The organism is Thalassobius sp. MITS945101, from assembly GCF_047123305.1.
Taxonomy (GTDB): Bacteria; Pseudomonadota; Alphaproteobacteria; order Rhodobacterales; family Rhodobacteraceae; genus Thalassobius.
In genome coordinates, this window is the sequence record NZ_CP138918.1 from 535,642 (window position 1) to 554,150 (window position 18,509).

Sequence of the window (18,509 nt, forward strand, 5' to 3'; positions counted from 1 at the left end):
GTTTGATCCAGATCGTGCCGCCCAGCCGCAGAACATGCGACGATAGCAGCGTACTGACGGCCTTTTGAGGCCGGCAGACCGGTGTTTTGTGCCTCGCAGAGCAGGCACCATCTCGGGAGGAGACCAAGATGAACAAGATTTTCGAAGTGCCCCTCTACCCCTATGCGCGGTCAGAGGATCAGGATGCCGCCGCGCCCGTACGGCGCAAGGTGGTGATCATTGGCGCAGGCCCCGTCGGGTTGGCCGCCGCCATAGATCTGGCCCAGCAGGGGATTGAAGCGGTCATTCTGGATGACAATGACAAAGTCAGCTTTGGAAGCCGCGCGATCTGTTTTGCCAAACGTCCGTTGGAGATCCTGGACCGTCTGGGCTGTGGCCAGCCGATGGTCGACAAGGGGGTGCAGTGGAACCTGGGCAAGGTCTTCTTTGGCGACCGCAAGGTTTATGACTTCAACCTCTTGCCGGAAGAGGGCCACAAGCGCCCCGCCTTTATCAATCTGCAGCAGTATTACTTCGAAGAGTATCTGGTAAGCCGCGTCCGCGAATTGCAGGCTGAGGGCGCGCCGATTGAAATCCGCGGCAAGTCCAAAGTCGAAGCGATTGGCACCCACCCCGATCACGTCGCGCTGGAGGTGGAGACACCCGAAGGTAGCTACACACTGGAAGCGGACTGGCTGATTGCGGCGGACGGTGCAGGTTCGCCCACGCGGCGGATCCTGGGGCTGGATTTTGTCGGCCGGGTGTTTGAGGACAACTTCCTGATCGCGGACGTGGTGATGGACGCCGAGTTTCCAACTGAACGCTGGTTCTGGTTCGACCCGCCCTTCAACAAGGGCCAATCGGCGCTGCTGCACAAACAGCCCGATGGCGTCTGGCGCATTGACCTGCAGCTGGGCTGGGACATCGACAAGGAAGAAGAGAAAAAGCCCGAAAACGTCATCCCACGCCTGAAGGCGATGTTGGGCGATGAGGTGCAGTTCGAGTTGGAATGGGTGTCGATCTACACGTTCCAGTGTCGCAGGATGGAAAAGTTCCGCCACGGCCGCGTGCTGTTCGCCGGCGACTCGGCGCATCAGGTCAGCCCCTTTGGCGCGCGTGGCGCAAACTCTGGCGTGCAGGACACCGACAACCTGTGTTGGAAGCTGAAGCTGGTGATTGACGGTGTGGCGGATGAGGCGCTGCTGGACAGCTATGATTTTGAGCGGGTTGTGGGCGCGGATGAAAACATCCTGAACTCTTCACGCTCGACCGATTTCATCACCCCAAAATCAGAGGTCAGCCGGACCTTCCGCGATGCGGTGCTGGATCTGTCGGAACATCATGCCTTTGCCCGGCCCTTGGTCAACTCGGGCCGCCTTTCGCTGCCCTGCACCTATGACTATTCGCCCCTGAACAGCGCCGATGCTCTGCCCGAGGCCCCTGCCCGCGCCCGTCCCGGCAGCCCCTGCCCCGATGCGGACCTGGGAGAGGGCTTCCTTCTGGATCAGCTGGGCGACCGCTTTACCCTGCTGGCGCTGAACTGCGCGGCGGAGCCGCTGCAAGAGGCCGGGCTGGAGCTGGATGTTGTGACGCTGGAAGCGCCGGAAGGGTCCGATCTGGCGGCGCGATACTTGGGCCTCAGCCCCACTGGCGTCTACCTGATCCGCCCCGACCAACATGTCGCCGCAAGGTGGGAAACCTATGAGGGGGCCGCCATCCGTGCCGCCCTGCGTCGGGCCATTGGCCGCGCCAAAGATGAGGAGTGAACAGATGCCGCTGAACCTTGGTGCCAACCTGCACAATGCCGATAACTTCTACGCCGACCTGCTGGCGGCGCATGAGGACCTGAGCAAAAGCGAAAGCGACGCGCTTAACGCGCGGCTGATCCTGATATTGGCCAACCACATTGGCGACAATGACACCCTGCGCGAGGCGCTGCAGGCGGCTGCGACCGCCGGATTGACCAGCGCGGCAGAGTGACACCCGCCCAAGACTGTCAGGACCGGCATCGACCGGTCTTGACCTCCCCCGCCGCCAGTGATCCTGTTGCCGCAACGCAAAGGATATGAGGGAGAGGATCATGCGCTGGAGCGACTTTCCGAAGTGGGGGAAATGGGTGTCGGACTGGGCTGCAGGCTATCACGCCACGCTGCGGGACCGCCCTGTCAGGGCGCAGACAAAACCTGGTGAGGTGCTGAATGCCCTGCCCCTTGCCCCGCCTGAAACCGCGCAGCCAATGGAAGAGATCCTGAAGGATTTTGAAGACATCGTGGTGCCCGGCATCACCCATTGGCAACATCCACGTTTCTTTGCCTACTTCCCGTCCAATGCCTCGCCTGCGGCGGTGCTGGCGGACAATCTGATCACCACCATGGCGCCGCAATGTATGCTGTGGCAGACCTCCCCTGCGGCGACCGAGATGGAGACCCGCATGATGGACTGGCTGCGCCAAAGCCTTGGCCTGCCCGAGGCCTTTGCCGGTGTAATTCAGGACTCGGCCTCCTCGGCGACATTGGCGGCGGTGCTGACCATGCGCGAACGGGCGCTTGGCTGGGATGGCAATGAAAACGGCCTGTCGGGCCAGAAAGCCCTGCGGATCTATTGCTCCGAAGAGGTCCACACCTCGGTGGATCGCGCCATTTGGGTGGCGGGCATTGGACAAGCCAACCTGATCCGCATCCCAACACAGGGACCCACCCGCGCGATGGACCCTGCAGCCCTAAAAGCCGCGATTGAGGCGGATCTGGCCGCGGGCCACCTGCCCGCAGGTGTTGTGGCCTGTACCGGCGGCACTGGCACCGGCGGCTGTGACGATATCGCGGCAACCATTGCCGTTGCCAAAGCCCATGACCTTTATGTGCATGTGGATGCCGCCTGGGCGGGCGCGGCGATGATCTGCCCCGAATACCGTGTGTTGTGGGAAGGTGTGGACGGCGCGGACTCTGTTGTCTTCAACCCGCACAAATGGCTCGGCACGCAGTTCGATCTGTCGGCGCATTTCATCCGCTCCCCTGAGGATCTGACCCGCACCCTGGCGATCCAGCCGGAGTATCTGAAAACCCACGGCGCGGACGGCATCATCAACTATTCGGAATGGTCCGTGCCACTGGGCCGCCGTTTCCGCGCTTTGAAACTGTGGTTCCTGATCCGTGCCTATGGCCTGGAAGGCCTGCGCAGCATGATCCGCAATCATGTGAACTGGTCCGTGGCCCTCTGTGAGAAACTGCGCGATACGCCGGAGTTCGAGATCGTGACGGAACCGGTGCTGTCGCTGTTCACCTTCGTGTGGCGCCCAGAAGGGCAGGACAGCGAAGAGGCGACGCTGGCACTGATCAACCGGATCAATGACGAGGGCAAAATCTACCTGACCCAGACCCGCACCAAGGGCAAGTTGGTGATCCGCTTCCAAGCCGGCCAATGGGACTGCACTGAAGAGGACATCGAAATGGCCTATCAGACCATCGTCGAGACCGCGGCCGCAGTGAAGGAGGCCCTGTGATGCCCGCCTCTGTGAACCCCTTCAAGCAACGGCTGAAGAACGGCGAGTTGGTCATCGGATGCTGGGCCGGTTTTGCCGATGCCTATCCGCTGGAAATGCTGGCCACTGCCGAATTCGACTGGCTGGTGATTGATGGCGAACACGCCCCGAACGACCTGCCGACAATCACCCGGCAGCTACAGGTGTTGGAGGGCAAACATTCCCATCCCGTGGTGCGACTGCCCGTGGGCAATGACTGGCTGATCAAACAGGTGCTGGATGCGGGCGCGCAAACCCTGCTGATCCCTATGGTCGAAAGCGCTGATCAGGCCCGCGAACTGGTCCGTGCCTGCCGCTACCCACCCGAAGGGGTGCGGGGTGCGGGGGCAGCCCTGGCGCGGGCTGCAAAGTTCGGCACTGTCAGCGATTACGCCCCCACCGCCAACGCTCAGATCTGCCTGCTGTTGCAGGTTGAGACGGTGAAGGGCATGGCGGCACTGGAGGAGATCCTGGCGGTCGAAGGTGTGGATGGCGTCTTTATCGGGCCTTCCGATCTGGCGGCAGACATGGGCCACCTTGGTCAGACCGAACACCCCGAGGTCCGTGCCGCGATTGAGGCCGGACTGGGCAAAATCGCGGCAAGTGACAAGGCGGCAGGCATTCTGGCGCTGGCAGATGACACGGCAGAGCTTTACCGCAGCTGGGGCGCGCAGTTTCTTGCGGTGGCGATTGATGTGGTGATTTTTGTGCAGGCCGCCAACGCCAAGATGGCGGCGTGGCGGGGCCAAGGCTGATTAAGCGGAGTGTTGAGCGGGACTGAGGGGCGTTGCCCCTCGGCGCAAAGCGCCTCACCCCAGAGTATTTTGAGCAAGATGAAAGCGCTTACCACCGGTTCAGCGCGGCTTCATCCTCATCCTTGGAGTCGACCCACTCGGCGCCGTCTTTGGTGATTTCTTTCTTCCAGAAGGGCGCGCGGGATTTCAGGTAGTCCATCAGGAACTCCGCCGCTTCAAAGGCATGCGCGCGGTGGCGAGAGGCGGTGGCCACCATCATGATCCGGTCCTGAGGTTTCAACACCCCGTAGCGGTGGATGATCAACACGTCGCCCAGATCCCAACGATCCAGCGCGTCCTGCGCGATCTTGGCCAGCGCCCGTTCGGTCATGCCGGGGTAATGTTCCATCTCCATCCGGTCCATGCCCGCGCCGGGCAGGTCGCGGGTGATGCCGGTGAAGGTGACAATGGCCCCCATGTTGACCTGCCGGTCAGTGAATTCTTCCACCACACGGCCCAGTTCAAACGGGGCTTCCTGAACGCGGATATCCATCGTACCCCCCTTAGCCGCCGGTCATCGGCGGGAAAAAGGCAACTTCGCGCACGCCGTCCAGAGAGGCGTCAAAATCGCTGAGGTCTTGATCCAGCGCCACCCGCAGGGCGGACAGGTCGGCAAAAGCTGCAGCGTAGCGTTCTTCCCGTGCTTTCAGCTCTTCCACCAGTTCGGCAACCGTTGCGGCACTGGTATCGAGTTTCTCACGTGGGATGCCGATCCGTTCGCGGACCCAGGCAAAGTAGAGAATATCCATATCAGTTGTCCTTCAGATGTGGCCGCGCCTTGTTAAAGTAGTCGACCCCGGTGAGGAAAGTCAGGACCGCCGCCACCCAGAGAAGCACCAGACCCGCGTTGCCCGCCCAGGCCATGCCCTGCAGTTTCCAGATCAGCCCCAGATCGTCAGGCAATTCGCCCCGCAGGATCTGGGCGACAATCTCATCGTTCATGCCGATAACGCTCATGCCGAAATAGTGTTCAAACACACCCTGGGCAAACAGCAGCGCGATGGCGACCATCTGTGAGGTGGTTTTCCACTTGGCCAGTTTGGTCACCTTCAAAGTGCCAGCGGTGTCGCCCAAAAATTCGCGCAAGCCCGAGACAAAAACCTCTCGGAAGAGGATCACCGTGGCCGGCAGCACGAGCCAGGGCGACATTGAGGAATAGCCGACGATCACCATCAGGGCGATCACCACCATTGCCTTGTCCGCAATCGGGTCCAGCATCGCCCCCATTTTGCTTTCCTGCCCCCAGGCGCGGGCCAGGTAGCCGTCAAACCAATCGGTTGCTGCTGCCAAGGTGAACAGCAGCAGCGCGAACCAGTCAGCGTAGGGCCTTGTGAAGTAAAGAAACATCACGGCGACACCGGGTGCCGCCAAAAGGCGTGCCACGGTCAGAATATTTGGGATCGTCCAGGTCATGGCCCCTGCTTACCCTGCCCGGCGCGCGGGGGAAAGCGGCGCTTTGGTCGGTGGGACGGAATGCTGCAGAGCGTGGCTTAGGCAACCCAATCAGTCAGTGCCTGAGACAGCTGCGGCAGTTGTAGGGGTTTGGTCAGATATTCACTCATCCCAGCCTCCATCGAGCGGGCGCTTTCTTCGGGCAGGGCGCTGGCGGAGATGCCAAGGATCGGGATGGGGCGGTTGCGGCCCGCCTTTTCAGCGTCGCGGATGGCGCGGGTCATGGCCAGGCCATCCATCACCGGCATCTGGCAGTCGGTCAGGATCGCCGCATAGCCCCCTTTGCGCCATTTCTCTAAGCCTTCAGCGCCGTTTGTGGCCGTGTCAAAGGCGTAGCCAAGGGTGGTCAGCTGGCGTGAAATCACCGCCAGATTAAGGGGGTTATCCTCAACCACCAGAACGGTGGGCATTGGCGTGGTTCCGGCCTGCGGGAGCATTGCGTCAGAGGCGGGTTGCCCGAAGGCCCCTGCTTCATGCGTTGGGCGGCCTGCCTCTAGTCGGCCCAGTAAAACCGCAATGCCACGCATCATATCGCTGTGATGCATCGGGTAGCGGTAAGAGGCATAGAGCCCGGTGCCCACCAGCCCTTTGGGATTGCCGCAGCTGGGATCCAGCACCACGATCTGACATGATGGGTTCACCAGCCGCAGGTCATCAACCTGTTCGAGGTTTTCCTCCAACGTGCCAAGCGCAAGCAGGACAACGGTTTCCGGGCCTGCTGCTTTGACCGCGTCAATCATGTCGGCATCAGTTTCGGGGCAGCTGACAACAGCCCCCCGATGTTCAAAGTACCGCGCCATCCGGTCGTTGAAATCGAGGTGGTTCATCTTGAGGATCAACTGCGACCCGCTGATGTCAGGCAGCGGCGCGTCCCCTGCGCCGGCGGGCAGCGGCAGAAAAACGGTGAAGGTTGAGCCCTGATCCGGCGTGCTCTCGACCGCCATATGCCCTGCCATCAGATCCACAAGGTTGCGTGTAATGACAAGGCCCAGCCCCGTGCCACCATATTTCCGGGTGGTCGACTCCTCGCCTTGATTGAAGGGCTGGAAGATCCTGGCAACCACCTCGGGAGTCATACCGATGCCGTCATCGATCACCCGAATGCGGATTCCGGTGCGTGTCTCATGGGGTTCGACCCACAATTGCACAAGGCCGCTCTGGCCCCCTTCGCGGGCAGAGAATTTAATCGCGTTGCTCAGCAGGTTCAGCACGATCTGGCGCAGCCGCAGGGGGTCTCCGATCACAAAGTCTGGCACCAACGGATCCACATAGACCATCAGACGCACGTTCTGCGACCGGGCCTGCAGCGCCACGGTTTCCGAGGTCATCTCGATCGCCTCCAACATGTTGAAGGCGGTTTGTTCGAGGGTCATTTTCCCCGCATCAATTTTGGCGGCGTCCAGAATGTCGTCGATGATGCCAAGCAGGAAAAAGGACGAATCCTGAATATGTGTGATCATCTGCTGTTGGTCATCTGACAGCGGCGAGTCCTTCAGCAGTTCGACCAAGCCAACGATCCCATTCATCGGGGTGCGGATCTCATGGCTCATGTTCGCGAGAAACGCCGATTTGGCACGGCTGGCCGTTTCCGCCTCAATCCGGCGGTTGGTCTGCAACTGTTCAGCCCGCATGAAAAACAGCAAGGTGGCGCATACCAAAAAACCGGCCACAATCGAGGCAGCAAAAATCCTCAGCGTTACGCCTTGGCGATAGTCGACTGTTTGCAAACGGTAAAAATCATCCAGAAACAGCCTGTAAGATTTCTGCTCATACAGCGTAATTCCGCGTTCAACATCGGTCAGCAAGTTGTGCAGCCGCTGATGCGAGGCGGCGTCAATTGCAAGGCGCTGGGACTGGATCAGATCCCGCATCTCTTCCAACAGCGGAATGATCACGTCCATCTGTTCATTTTCATTGGCGGCCGGGGATCTGGCAAAACCGATTGCTGCCCCAATCATGACAATGGCATCTTCCAGAAGGATGGGATCATTTTCTTCGATGGACTGATCGAAGTAGTTCATGCCCTGCTGGCTAAGCTGTGAAACCTTGAAAGCAAACCGAGACGATTCCACGGCTGCTAACGTTTGGTTGGCAGATTGCACTGCCTGCCGTTCCGCCCGAAAGGCCAGAAAGACATAGGCCACGACAACAACGGCCCCCAGAAACAGCAGTATCACAAGTCGCGAACGCGACAGGCCGATCAGTCGCTGAAATCGATTTTGTTTACCATCCAGATCCATTTACCAATCGTTTCTTGATAGGCGCGCTCCTCGGGGTTGTAGTCTGCGAAGATCACCCGGATCGGGCCTTTTCTGTCTACTTCAATATGCGCGCCATCTTCGCGGGTCGCCAACAAAATTCTGAGCTGTTCCCACTCTTCGCGGTCAAATGAAGCCTGATAGAAGTCGATGGCCGTCATGCTGATATTCTGGGTTTGCCCCGTGCCAAACCCCGCCACGATATCGTTCAGCCAGACCCCCTGATAGGTGGCGACCCTGCGTTCATCTGGGTTAAACACTTCGACCTCAGCCAGCCCCAAGGCTTCGATCTGTTCGATGGTGATCCCCGCCAGATCGGAATGGCCCAGATCACCGCCCAACCGGATCATCGTTTTTTCAGCAGCCATTGCACCGGCGGAAAAGACAACCCAAAAGAGCGCGCAGACAAACACACCCAATGTAAACGATTGCATTGCTCTTTCTGAAACCGGCATGATGCTGCCCTTCCCTTTTGAACATGTGCAGTTTTCCCCAATCACACTGCTGTGCGGGGTCGAGTGTTTAGGAAAATTATGAAGCCGCCCGGCGGAAAATCAAGCATGCCGGGCCGTCAACGGGCAGATCAGCCCTTTTCGTGGAAGAAATCGTAGATGGATTGTGCCAATGCCTCGGAAATCCCATCAACCGCCTTCAGATCCGCCAGCGCGGCGCGGCTGACGGCTTTGGCGGATCCGAAATGTGCCAGCAAGGCCCGCTTGCGCGTGGCCCCAACGCCGGGCACATCGTCCAGAGGGGTGGCCCCAATCGCCTTGGCCCGTTTGGCGCGGTGGGTACCGATGGCAAATCTGTGCGCCTCATCCCGCATCCGCTGAATGAAGTAGAGCACCGGATCATTCCGTTGTAGGGCAAAGGGACGCGCGCCGGGCCGGTGGAACTCTTCCTTGCCGTGGTCGCGGTCCACGCCCTTAGCGACACCGACCATCGGAATATCCTCAACGCCGTGTTCTTCCATGATCTCCTGCACCGCCGAGACCTGCCCCGCGCCACCATCGATCAGCAACAGATCCGGCCACATGCCCTTTTCGCGATCCGGATCTTCTTTCAGCAGACGTTTGAAGCGGCGGGTCAGCACCTCTTTCATCATGCCGAAGTCATCGCCCGGGGTCAGGTCGTCACCCTTGATGTTGAACTTGCGGTACTGATTCTTCAGGAAGCCTTCGGGCCCAGCCACAATCATCCCGCCCACCGCATTGGTGCCTTGAATATGCGAGTTGTCGTAGACCTCAATCCGTTTCGGCGCGGCGTCCAGCGCAAAGGCCTCGGCCAGCCCGTTCAGCAGTTTTGTCTGCGTTGCACTTTCCGACATCTTTCGCGCCAAGCTCTCACGGGCATTGCGCAGCGCGCCGTCCACCAATTCGGCCTTCTCACCGCGCTGCGGCACCAGGATCTCGACCTTGCGCCCCAGTTTCTGTCCCAGCGCCTCGGCCATCAGATCCGGATCATCGATGGGATGCGACAGGATCAGCTGCCGCGCTGGATCCTTGCTGTCGTAGAACTGCCCCAGGAAGGCCTCCAAAACCTCGGGCGCTTCGATATCAACGCCGACGCGCGGATAGAAATCCCGATTGCCCCAGTTCTGCCCAGCCCGGATGAAAAACACCTGCACACAGGCCTGCCCCTTTTCCAGATGCAGGGCCACGATATCGGCCTCCTGCACGGTGCGCGGGTTGATGCCCTGCACGGTCTGCACCTGAGTGAGGGCGCGGATCCGATCCCGCAGGGCGGCGGCGCGTTCGAATTCCATCGCCTCGGACGCCGCCATCATCTGGGCCGCCAATGCTTCCTGAATCTCGGTCGAACGGCCCGACAGAAACTGTTCGGCATCTTTCACGGTAGCTGCATAATCCTCGGCCGAGATCTTGCCCACACATGGCCCTGAACAACGTTTGATCTGGTACAGCAAACAGGGGCGGGTGCGGCTGGAAAACATCGAATCCGAACAGTTGCGCAGCAGGAACACCTTTTGCAGCTGGTTCAGCGTCCGGTTCACCGCCCCTGCACTGGCAAAGGGGCCGTAGTATCGGCCTTTCTGCTTTTTGGCGCCGCGGTGTTTGGTGATCTGCGGGAAATCATGCGCCCCGGTCACCAGAATATTCGGGAAAGATTTATCATCTCGCAGCAACACGTTGTAACGCGGCTTCAACTGCTTGATCAGGTTCTGCTCCAGCAGCAGCGCCTCGGTCTCGGTCTGGGTCGTGAGGAACATCATCGACGCCGTTTCCGAGATCATTCGCGCAATCCGCCCCGAATGCCCTGCAGGCCGTGCATAATTTGACACCCGCGCCCGCAAATTCCGTGCCTTACCAACGTAGAGCACGCGCGCCTGCGCATCGAGCATCCGGTAGACACCGGGCGAAGAATCCAGCGTCTTCAGATAGTCCTGAATCAGGGCGTGGCCGGTCAGAGAATCGGGGGCGTTTTCAGTCATAGGCTAGAGATATGATTCTCCCCCTCTCGCTGCAATCTTTGCGGGACCGGAGCAAGAGAAAAGCTTTCCACGGATTTTGTGGATAAGTCTGCAGATATCTTTTGGGGAACGTCGCTTTTCCGCTATTTTTGGGTGATTTTGTTGATGTGCCTATTTTTTAGGCACAAATATAACTATTTGTTTTCAAACTAAACTTTTTCGCAATATGACCAAGTGATTGAAATTGTTAAACATTTGGTAACAAAAACGTAACAAAACCGACACCCGTGCAAAACTTTGGCACGGAGTCAGCTTTTAGCCGGGTTTGTTGATGATATCGGGGGTCTGCCAGGCAAGGTGCTGGCCACCGTCAGAGCAGATCAACTGGCCCGTCACAGCCGGGGAATCCAGGAAAAATCCAAGCGCTGCGGTGATATCGCTGACATTTGCCCCCCGCTGCAGGATCGAACGGGCCCGCTGGGCATCGAAATGGTCCTGCTTCTGACGGGCGCCAATCAAAGTGGTGCCCGGACCAATTGCGTTGACCCGGATATGCGGTGCCAGCGCCAGAGCCGCTGTCTGGGTAAAGGTCCACAGACCCATTTTCGCCAGCGTGTAGGTCATGAACTCGGGCGTCAGTTTGCGCACCCTTTGATCCACCATATTCACCACCAGCCCCTGCGGCAGCCTCTCACCGTTTTCATCGCGCATGGCCTCCGGCACCTGCCGGGCCATTGCCTGCGTCAGAATGAACGGCGCGCGCAGGTTCGAATTGAAATGCCGGTCCCAGGTCTGCCGCGTGGCGGTGTCCAGACGGTCATATTCAAACAAGGACGCATTGTTGACCAGGCATGTCACCGGCGTGTCGAACGCCGCCACAACATCGGCAAACAGGGCCTCCGTCTGGGCCTCATCCAGCAGATCCGCCTGAAACGCCTGCGCCTGACGCCCCAGCGCCTGTGCCTCGGCCACGACGTCCAGCGCTTCGGCCTCGGAACTGGCGTAATGCACCGCCAGATCATAGCCCCGCCCCGCCAGATAGAGCGCCATCGCGCGGCCCAGCCGTTTGCCTGCGCCTGTCACCAATGCAACTGCCATGTCGCGCCTCCCTTTGAACGTCTTGTGATCCGTTTAGCTCAGCACCACCAGCAGATACGCCCCATAAAGCGCCGTCAGGATGATGCCCCAGATGCGGGTGATATGTCTGCCAAAGAACACAAAAGGGATCAGCAAGAGCGACGCCCCCAGCATGACCCAGATATCGAACCGCAACAGTGCCGAATCCACCGGGATCGGGCTGACCAGCGAAGCAACGCCAATGATGGCCAGCAGGTTGAACATGTTCGAGCCGATCACGTTGCCAAGCGCCACATCCGCCTGCCGACGGATCACCGCCATCACGGTGGTTGCCAACTCGGGCAGCGAGGTGCCGATGGCCACAAGGGTCAGACCAATCACGGTTTCGGTGATCCCGAACATGCGGGCAATTGTAACCGCGCTGTCCAGCAGCAAGTCCGCCCCCAGCGGCAGACCGATCAGGCCCAGCACCAAATAGACCGCAATTTTCCACCACGGCATGTCGGGATCTGCGCCCTCGGGCTCTTCCAGATCATCCTCTTCCCCGGCATCGATGTGCTTGCGGGCCTGACGGAAGGCCCAGATCAGCGTCACACTCAGTGCCGCCAGCAGGATCAAACCGCTGACAAAGGTAAACTCGCCAGTGAAACACAGGGCGATGAACAGGAAGGTGCCCACGATCATCTGCAAGTAGCTTTTTGCGGATTCACAATCGCCGGTGTGCATCGTGGCAATCAAAGCCGGGATACCAAGCACCAGCAGGATGTTTGCCGTGTTCGAGCCGATCACATTGCCAAGCGCAATGCCCGGCACCCCATCCAAAGCGGCGGTGATCGAGATCAACAGCTCGGGCGCGGAGGTGCCAAACGCCACAATCGTCAGGCTGACAATCAAGGCCGGAATGCCAATGCGCAAAGACAGATTCACCGCGCCTTTCACCAGAGCGTCCCCTGCAAGCAGAAGGATCACCAGGCCCAATGCGGCGTAAAGCCATTCGATCATGTCTCAGCGAACTCCTTTGGTGCAGGGGCACGGGCCCTTGCCAATTTTATATCGCCCACAGTTTTTGCAGCGGGCGGCCTCCAGACGTTTCTGTCCGGGAAGTTTGACTTTGCCGAACATGGCAAGCACCGCCATGCCGATGAGGAAGAAGGTGATGACTTTGACCAGCATCAGAGACCGAAACGCGCATAGGCCGCGCGCTCCTCAATCTGGCTGGCGGCCTCTGCCGCGACCGACATGCCGAACCGCTGGAACAGGCTGCGCTTACGGCCATAAACCATAAACCGGACCTTATCGCCGTAGAGCTCTTTCAGCTTGGGCGTGACATGGCCAATCCCGTCGATGAGCCCCAGCGCCTTGGCCTTTTCGGCCATCCAGACACGGCCGGTGAACAGATCCGGATCCTCTGCCAGTTTCCCGTTCCGGCGGTCTTTCACATAGGTTTCGAACACCGTGTGCATGTCGCCAAGAATTTCCTTCAGCCGGTCCACATCCTCGGGCTTCTCCGGCAGGAACGGATCCAACATGGATTTCGACTTCACCGAGGTATAGACGCGTCGCTCAACACCGTGGCGGCTCAGGAACTCATGGGCCCCAAAGCTGGACGAAATCACCCCAATGGAGCCAACGATCGAGGCCGGGTCGGCGTAGATGTCATCTGCAGCCGCCGCCAGCCAGTAACCGCCTGAGGCCGCCACATCTTCGACAAAGGCATGCACGGGGATCTTTTTCTCAGCGGCCAGTCGGCGCACGCGGGCCGCGATCAGCGAACTTTGCACCGGTGAACCGCCGGGGGAGTTGATCACCAGCGCGACGGCCTGCGGTTTGCCTTTGCGGAACGCACGTTCCAGCAAGGGCGCCAGCGCGGCGTCATTCACAGGCGCGCGATCACCGGCAGCAATCATACCCTGCATGCGCACCACGGCGACGCGAGGGCGTTTCTTTTTGAACGGCAGCTTGAACATCATAGCGCCCATTTAGAGGCGCAGACCCTCCCGGACAAGAACCCCATCCCAATGCACCACGGTTTCGTGACGGAAATGACTCGGTTTTTGCCGCTGGTAGCGCGAACAACTTGCACCGGGCAGTACACAGCCTGCGTTAGCTGGCCAGCATCTTCAGGCCCTGGGTGACGTCCGAACGCACCGCCAGCCGCAGGCCCGGCTCATCCCCGGCCCGTAGCGCGGCGATGATCAGGCGATGGTAATGCGGCGGCTCGGTGCGGCGCAGGCGGCCATAAAGTGCCCGCATGGTTGGCCCCAGCTGCAGCCAAACCGTTTCCGCCATTGCCAGCATCGCCGGGGCCTGTGCCCGCAGGTAAAGCGTGCGGTGAAACTCCAGGTTGGTGCGGATATAGGCCACCGCATCTTTGTGGGCGACGGCCTCGGAGACGGCGCCATTGATCGACTGCAGCCTTTCGATCAGCGCCATATGTGCCCGTGGCATGGCGCGGCTGGCCAGCTCAACCTCAATCAGGCTGCGCAGGGCGGCCAGCTCTTCGATCCGTTCGTTGCTCAACTCCGGGGTCGCGACCCGTCCCGAACTGGACAGGGTCAACGCGCCTTCAGCCACCAGCCGACGCACCGCTTCGCGGGCAGGGGTCATGGAGACCTCGAAGTCTTTGCCGATGCCGCGCAGGGTCAGGGCCTGCCCCGGCCCAATCTCACCGTGCATGATGCGGGTCCGCAAACCTCGATACACGCGGTCATGCGCAGAGGCGGGCGAAGATTCTGGACGTGGATTAATTAGCATCCGGCTATGTGATCACAAATGAGCCGCAGGTCAATAGAGCTGCCCTCAGCCAAATCGGTAGCGATGCAGATCCGCCCCGTGGTCCCGCAGCCATTGGCGTGGTGCATGATAATCGCCATAAAGCTCAGCGACTTGATCCCAGAAATCCTGCGAGTGGTTCATATGGCGCAGATGCGCCACCTCATGAGCAGCGACATATTCCAGCACCTCCATCGGGGCCATCACCAGTCGCCAGGAATACATCAATACCCCTGCCGAGGAACAAGACCCCCAACGCGAACGGGTGTCACGAATGGAAATGCGGTCATAGGGCAATCTTAGGTCCGCCGCGTATCGATCCGAAGCCGCAGACAGCTGGTCCCGCGCCAGGGTCTTGAGGAAGGCTGCCAAACGGCGCGCCGCCGTTTCAGGATTGCCGGGCAAATGGATCTGACCATCCGCAACCACAATGCGTCGCCCCTGCCCTGCCACGATCTGCAAGGGATCGCCAAAAATCGGAACCGTTGCGCCCAGACCAACCTCCACCACATCCGGCTGGCGGGCGATCTGGCTGCGCAGCCAGTCGGCTTTCTCCGCGGCAAAGGCCAATCCTTGAGATTCGGCCACCCCATCCGGCAGGGTCAGTGTCACTTTGGAATCGAGCCCCGAAACCCGCAATGACATCCGCCGCGCCCGCGCCGAACGTTTCAAATGCACCTCCACCGGTGGATCACCGACCAGAACATGGGCTGCATTGCCGCCTTTCTGCTTGGGCATGGGCTGCCTATCCTTTAAAGCCTTTGACACGCACAGCCTGTTATGGCAGGTGGCCCTGATTGTCGACAAGACCATGTGAATTGAGAGGGATCCCTGATGCCCAAAGAAGAATGGGGTGTAAAGCGTGTTTGCCCCACCACCGGCAAACGCTTTTATGACCTGAACAAAGACCCGATCGTCAGCCCCTACACCGGCGACATCGTGGAAACCGAAGGCACTAAAAGCCGCATGATCTCTGCCGACGCAGAGGATGCATCGGCGAAGAAAGCAACCGCAACCGAATCGGATGCGGACGGCGATCTGCTGGAAGAAGAAAACGTTGACGTCGAGCTGGATGATGATCTGCTGGACGATGAGGATGACGACAACGTCTCGCTCGATGAGCTGGCGGACGTGCCGGCTGAAGACGACGAATAAAAAATTTCCTGCGGGTGGAATTTTCCGCTTGCGCCCACCCGCAGGAGCCTCTAGACAGCGGCGCACAGGCCAACGCGGCCTGCCAGACAAGCCTCTGAGGCTTGGGAAATTGGGGCCTTAGCTCAGCTGGGAGAGCGCCTGCATGGCATGCAGGAGGTCAGCGGTTCGATCCCGCTAGGCTCCACCAATTCCCTAAACACTCCGGAAATCACAATACTTTGCCTCCTCAAGGGCAGCCGTCGCCTGCTGTTGAGGACCCATCGAGGAAGACTCCACCCCGGACCACGGGCCGTCCCAATTCGTCGTTTCCCTTAAGTGCAATTGTGGCGAATCGCGGCGCCGAGGTCAGACAGGGCGCACAACCTTTCGTCGTTTTCATGACAATTTGAAAACAAAAGGTTTTTCTTTTCACAACACACGCTAAAGCCTGCGATACTTTGGTCGTTTCTCAACCCAAGAGAGAGGCTTAACAGATTGTGAAAAGCTGCTATCCTTTACGGGTAGTCAGCGGAAATAAGGACAGATTTTCGCCCCGATGTCAGAGAGGTTTGCCCTGAACAGCACGCGGCATATGGCCCTGCACAAAGCTTCGGATGTGGACCATCAGGCCCTCCGGGTTCTGAACAGCTTTGCCATTGACCTGATGCGCATCCCCTCCAAAGACGAACTGGCCTGGTATGTGGCCAGTGAGGTGGTGGCGAAACTCGGCTTTTCTGACTGCGTTGTTTACTACGTCGAACCCTGTGGCACCCAGCTGCGCCAAATGGCGGCATTGGGTGAAACCAAATCTCCGGAAGAGGGCGAAATCGTCAACGCCCTGCGCATTCCGATTGGTGAAGGCATCACCGGCACGGTCGCCAAGACCAAGACGCCAATGGTGATCAACGACCTTAGCAAAGACGGCCGTTACATCGCAGACTTGGAACCGGCCCTGTCAGAAATCTGCGTGCCGATTCTGATCGACGACAAGGTGGTCGGCGTCATCGATTCAGAAGAGAAAGACGCCAACGCCTTCACCACCTGGCATATGGAGCAGCTGGAAACCATTGCCGCGATGATGGCGGCGCGGCTTGATCTGCTCGAGAAAGACAAAACCCGCGAGCTGGCCCAGCGGTTGATGCACAGCGAGGCGCGATTCCGCGATTTCACCGAAACGGCGACGGACTGGATCTGGGAAACGGATGCGGACCACGTGTTCTGCTTCACCTCCGGCGCGCTGGCACAGGAAGCGGGCAGCCAGTTCTCCGAGACCCGCCTGCTGGGGAAATCTGCCCGGAAACTGCCGGCTGTCACAATGGGGGCCGCTGCAGTCGAGGGGCAGACACTGGAACAGCTTCTGGCGCTGGAGCGTGGCTTCAAACAGCTCAACTTCACCATCGAACGTCCGGACCGTCGGCAGGTCATGCAGGTCAGCGCCAAACCGCTGTTTGATGCCGAAGGCCAGTTTGTTGGCTTCCGCGGCACGGGCACTGAAATCACCGCCCGGGTAACGGCACATGAGCAGCTGACCATGCTTTACCGCGCAATTGATGCGATCAACCTGCCGATTGCAATCTTTGATCCGGAAGATCGGTTTGCCTTCACCAATGTGGCTTATCAGGAGCTGCACCATTTTATCCCCGAAGGCATCGCCATCGGAACCACCTTCCGCGAACACCTGCTGGCGATGCAGAAAAGCGGGATCGTGGTGGATGCTGGGCCGGATCTGGATGACTGGGTGACAAAAACCCTTGAGGCGCATCAGAACCCGTCAGGCAGCTTTGAATTTTTCCGGCCCGGTGCGGGCTGGTATCTGGCCGATGAACGCAAGCTGGACAATGGCTATCAGACGCTTTCGCTGACCAACATCAGCCCGCTGAAAGAAACCGCAATGGAACTGGTCGCGGCGCGCGAAAACGCCGAAGCGGCAAACATGGCCAAGTCTGAGTTTCTGGCCAACATGAGCCACGAAATCCGCACCCCGATGAATGGTATCATCGGTATGACGGAATTGCTGACCCAGAAGCTGGCTGACCCGACCCTGCTGGAAAAAGCCGAGACCATCGCCAGTTCAGCCAACGCCCTGCTGCGGATCATTGACGACATCCTTGATTTCTCCAAAATCGAGGCGCGCATGCTGACTGTGGATCCCCATCCCAGCAACCTGCACGAAGGTTTGCGCAACCTGGTCACACTGCACAGCCATATGGCCGCTGACAAAGGGGTTGAGGTCGCCTTGGAGATTGCGCCCGACGTGACCGAGGTGATCTCGGTCGATGAGGGGCGTCTGCATCAGGTGTTGTCCAACCTTCTTAGCAACGCGGTGAAGTTCACACCAGGGCGCGCGGACGGCCATGACGGTCGGATCGAAGTCCGCTGCCATCTGCTGCACAGCGGCCTGATGCAGATCGATGTGTCCGACAATGGGATCGGCATTTCGGCTGAGGCGGCAGAGCATATTTTTGAGCCCTTCTCGCAGGCCGAAAGCAACACCACCCGACGGTTCGGCGGCACTGGACTGGGACTGACCATCAGCCGTAACCTGATGGAACTGATGGGTGGCGCGCTGAGCCTGCACCTGCAAGATCAAGGCACGCTGTTCCGCGTCACTGTACCCTATGTGCCTCTGGACAACAGTGAAGCACCGGCCGCGCAACCCATCGAATTGCCCCAGCGACGTCTGCAACTGGATCCACAGGATGGCCCCAAGACCACGCCGGAAACCCCGCGGATCCTTGTTGTGGAAGACAATGAAATCAACGCCTTGGTGCTAAGCAAACAGCTGGAAGCCCTAGGCCACAGCGCCCAGATTGCCCGCAACGGTCTGGACGGGCTGAAACAATGGCGCGATGGGGCCTTTGATCTGGTGCTGACGGATTGCCACATGCCTGAAATGGACGGCTACCAGCTGGCGGAGTCAATCCGTTGCGCCGAACACAAGACCGGTGCCCGCGCCTGTCATATCGTGGCCATCACCGCCAATGCCCTGAAGGCTGAAGAACAGAAATGCCTCAACGCGGGTATGAACGGATTCCTTGCAAAACCGGTCAAAATCGCGGCCTTGAAAAACGCCCTGAGGCAGGCGCTCTAAGCGCCTG

17 protein-coding genes and 1 tRNA gene are annotated in these 18,509 nt (G+C 59.5%); 7 read left to right on the forward strand and 11 right to left on the reverse strand.

Going from position 1 to position 18,509, the window contains the following annotated elements:
* Positions 1-128: 128 nt before the first annotated feature.
* The 4 genes from SIC14_RS02865 to SIC14_RS02880 all read left to right on the forward strand — a co-directional run bounded on the left by SIC14_RS02865 (position 129) and on the right by SIC14_RS02880 (position 4,251).
* Entirely contained in the window at positions 129-1,745 is a 1,617-nt protein-coding gene (locus SIC14_RS02865) for an FAD-dependent oxidoreductase (RefSeq protein WP_412564335.1), read from the forward strand.
* A 4-nt stretch (positions 1,746-1,749) separates the two neighbouring features.
* The gene (locus tag SIC14_RS02870; protein ID WP_412564336.1) at positions 1,750-1,959 is read left to right on the forward strand and encodes a DUF2783 domain-containing protein; all 210 of its coding nucleotides are present in this window, start codon (positions 1,750-1,752) and stop codon (positions 1,957-1,959) included.
* Positions 1,960-2,059: 100 nt separating this feature from the next.
* The gene (locus tag SIC14_RS02875) at positions 2,060-3,478 is read left to right on the forward strand and encodes a pyridoxal phosphate-dependent decarboxylase family protein (protein ID WP_412564337.1); all 1,419 of its coding nucleotides are present in this window, start codon (positions 2,060-2,062) and stop codon (positions 3,476-3,478) included.
* On the forward strand, positions 3,478-4,251 hold the full coding sequence (locus tag SIC14_RS02880; RefSeq protein ID WP_412564338.1) for an HpcH/HpaI aldolase family protein: 774 nt from the start codon (positions 3,478-3,480) through the stop codon (positions 4,249-4,251). The genes SIC14_RS02875 and SIC14_RS02880 overlap by 1 nt, the downstream gene beginning before the upstream one ends.
* An 88-nt stretch (positions 4,252-4,339) precedes the next feature.
* Here SIC14_RS02880 and SIC14_RS02885 read toward each other — a convergent pair whose 3' ends face one another.
* The 11 genes from SIC14_RS02885 to SIC14_RS02935 form a co-directional block, all read right to left on the reverse strand.
* Positions 4,340-4,783: a molybdenum cofactor biosynthesis protein MoaE gene (locus SIC14_RS02885; protein WP_412564339.1), complete on the reverse strand. Its 444-nt coding sequence runs from the start codon at positions 4,781-4,783 to the stop codon at positions 4,340-4,342.
* Between the two features lie 10 nt (positions 4,784-4,793).
* Positions 4,794-5,039, reverse strand: coding sequence for a molybdopterin converting factor subunit 1 (gene moaD, locus SIC14_RS02890; protein ID WP_412564340.1), 246 nt, complete (start codon positions 5,037-5,039; stop codon positions 4,794-4,796).
* 1 nt (position 5,040) lies between these two features.
* Complete coding sequence (gene pgsA / locus SIC14_RS02895) at positions 5,041-5,703, reverse strand: CDP-diacylglycerol--glycerol-3-phosphate 3-phosphatidyltransferase (protein WP_412564341.1); 663 nt, start codon at positions 5,701-5,703, stop codon at positions 5,041-5,043.
* 77 nt (positions 5,704-5,780) lie between these two features.
* Positions 5,781-7,982 carry an ATP-binding protein gene (locus SIC14_RS02900; protein ID WP_412564342.1) on the reverse strand — a complete coding sequence of 734 codons (2,202 nt, stop codon included), beginning with the start codon at positions 7,980-7,982 and terminating at the stop codon, positions 5,781-5,783.
* On the reverse strand, positions 7,943-8,434 hold the full coding sequence (locus SIC14_RS02905) for a hypothetical protein (protein WP_412564343.1): 492 nt from the start codon (positions 8,432-8,434) through the stop codon (positions 7,943-7,945). The genes SIC14_RS02900 and SIC14_RS02905 overlap by 40 nt, the downstream gene beginning before the upstream one ends.
* Positions 8,435-8,583: 149 nt before the next feature.
* Complete coding sequence (uvrC, locus tag SIC14_RS02910) at positions 8,584-10,449, reverse strand: excinuclease ABC subunit UvrC (protein ID WP_412564344.1); 1,866 nt, start codon at positions 10,447-10,449, stop codon at positions 8,584-8,586.
* A 294-nt stretch (positions 10,450-10,743) separates the two neighbouring features.
* Entirely contained in the window at positions 10,744-11,526 is a 783-nt protein-coding gene (locus tag SIC14_RS02915) for an SDR family oxidoreductase (protein WP_412564345.1), read from the reverse strand.
* A 33-nt stretch (positions 11,527-11,559) separates the two neighbouring features.
* The gene (locus SIC14_RS02920) at positions 11,560-12,507 is read right to left on the reverse strand and encodes a calcium/sodium antiporter (protein ID WP_412564346.1); all 948 of its coding nucleotides are present in this window, start codon (positions 12,505-12,507) and stop codon (positions 11,560-11,562) included.
* A gap of 170 nt (positions 12,508-12,677) precedes the next feature.
* Positions 12,678-13,475, reverse strand: coding sequence for a S49 family peptidase (locus SIC14_RS02925; protein ID WP_412565813.1), 798 nt, complete (start codon positions 13,473-13,475; stop codon positions 12,678-12,680).
* Between the two features lie 133 nt (positions 13,476-13,608).
* Entirely contained in the window at positions 13,609-14,259 is a 651-nt protein-coding gene (locus SIC14_RS02930; RefSeq protein ID WP_412564347.1) for a GntR family transcriptional regulator, read from the reverse strand.
* 45 nt (positions 14,260-14,304) lie between these two features.
* Entirely contained in the window at positions 14,305-15,015 is a 711-nt protein-coding gene (locus SIC14_RS02935; RefSeq protein WP_412564348.1) for a M48 family metallopeptidase, read from the reverse strand.
* Positions 15,016-15,111: 96 nt separating this feature from the next.
* On the opposite strand from SIC14_RS02935, the gene SIC14_RS02940 reads away from it, so the two are divergent.
* The 3 genes from SIC14_RS02940 (at position 15,112) to SIC14_RS02950 (ending at position 18,502) form a co-directional block, all read left to right on the forward strand.
* Positions 15,112-15,432: a TIGR02300 family protein gene (locus SIC14_RS02940; protein WP_412564349.1), complete on the forward strand. Its 321-nt coding sequence runs from the start codon at positions 15,112-15,114 to the stop codon at positions 15,430-15,432.
* A 111-nt stretch (positions 15,433-15,543) separates the two neighbouring features.
* Positions 15,544-15,619 (forward strand) — tRNA-Ala (locus tag SIC14_RS02945).
* A gap of 384 nt (positions 15,620-16,003) precedes the next feature.
* Positions 16,004-18,502 (forward strand): ATP-binding protein, encoded by a 2,499-nt coding sequence (locus SIC14_RS02950; protein WP_412564350.1) that lies wholly within the window; start codon positions 16,004-16,006, stop codon positions 18,500-18,502.
* The last annotated feature ends 7 nt before the right edge of the window (positions 18,503-18,509 follow it).

What these genes read in the sequence shown, in the direction of transcription:
- SIC14_RS02865 (WP_412564335.1), top strand. Translation starts at nt 129, where the DNA reads ATGAACAAGATTTTCGAAGTGCCCCTCTACCCCTATGCGCGGTCAGAG.
- SIC14_RS02870 (WP_412564336.1), top strand. Translation starts at nt 1,750, where the DNA reads ATGCCGCTGAACCTTGGTGCCAACCTGCACAATGCCGATAACTTCTAC.
- SIC14_RS02875 (WP_412564337.1), top strand. Translation starts at nt 2,060, where the DNA reads ATGCGCTGGAGCGACTTTCCGAAGTGGGGGAAATGGGTGTCGGACTGG.
- SIC14_RS02880 (WP_412564338.1), top strand. Translation starts at nt 3,478, where the DNA reads ATGCCCGCCTCTGTGAACCCCTTCAAGCAACGGCTGAAGAACGGCGAG.
- SIC14_RS02885 (WP_412564339.1), bottom strand. Translation starts at nt 4,783, where the DNA reads ATGGATATCCGCGTTCAGGAAGCCCCGTTTGAACTGGGCCGTGTGGTG.
- moaD (WP_412564340.1), bottom strand. Translation starts at nt 5,039, where the DNA reads ATGGATATTCTCTACTTTGCCTGGGTCCGCGAACGGATCGGCATCCCA.
- pgsA (WP_412564341.1), bottom strand. Translation starts at nt 5,703, where the DNA reads ATGACCTGGACGATCCCAAATATTCTGACCGTGGCACGCCTTTTGGCG.
- SIC14_RS02900 (WP_412564342.1), bottom strand. Translation starts at nt 7,982, where the DNA reads ATGGATCTGGATGGTAAACAAAATCGATTTCAGCGACTGATCGGCCTG.
- SIC14_RS02905 (WP_412564343.1), bottom strand. Translation starts at nt 8,434, where the DNA reads ATGCAATCGTTTACATTGGGTGTGTTTGTCTGCGCGCTCTTTTGGGTT.
- uvrC (WP_412564344.1), bottom strand. Translation starts at nt 10,449, where the DNA reads ATGACTGAAAACGCCCCCGATTCTCTGACCGGCCACGCCCTGATTCAG.
- SIC14_RS02915 (WP_412564345.1), bottom strand. Translation starts at nt 11,526, where the DNA reads ATGGCAGTTGCATTGGTGACAGGCGCAGGCAAACGGCTGGGCCGCGCG.
- SIC14_RS02920 (WP_412564346.1), bottom strand. Translation starts at nt 12,507, where the DNA reads ATGATCGAATGGCTTTACGCCGCATTGGGCCTGGTGATCCTTCTGCTT.
- SIC14_RS02925 (WP_412565813.1), bottom strand. Translation starts at nt 13,475, where the DNA reads ATGATGTTCAAGCTGCCGTTCAAAAAGAAACGCCCTCGCGTCGCCGTG.
- SIC14_RS02930 (WP_412564347.1), bottom strand. Translation starts at nt 14,259, where the DNA reads ATGCTAATTAATCCACGTCCAGAATCTTCGCCCGCCTCTGCGCATGAC.
- SIC14_RS02935 (WP_412564348.1), bottom strand. Translation starts at nt 15,015, where the DNA reads ATGCCCAAGCAGAAAGGCGGCAATGCAGCCCATGTTCTGGTCGGTGAT.
- SIC14_RS02940 (WP_412564349.1), top strand. Translation starts at nt 15,112, where the DNA reads ATGCCCAAAGAAGAATGGGGTGTAAAGCGTGTTTGCCCCACCACCGGC.
- SIC14_RS02950 (WP_412564350.1), top strand. Translation starts at nt 16,004, where the DNA reads ATGGCCCTGCACAAAGCTTCGGATGTGGACCATCAGGCCCTCCGGGTT.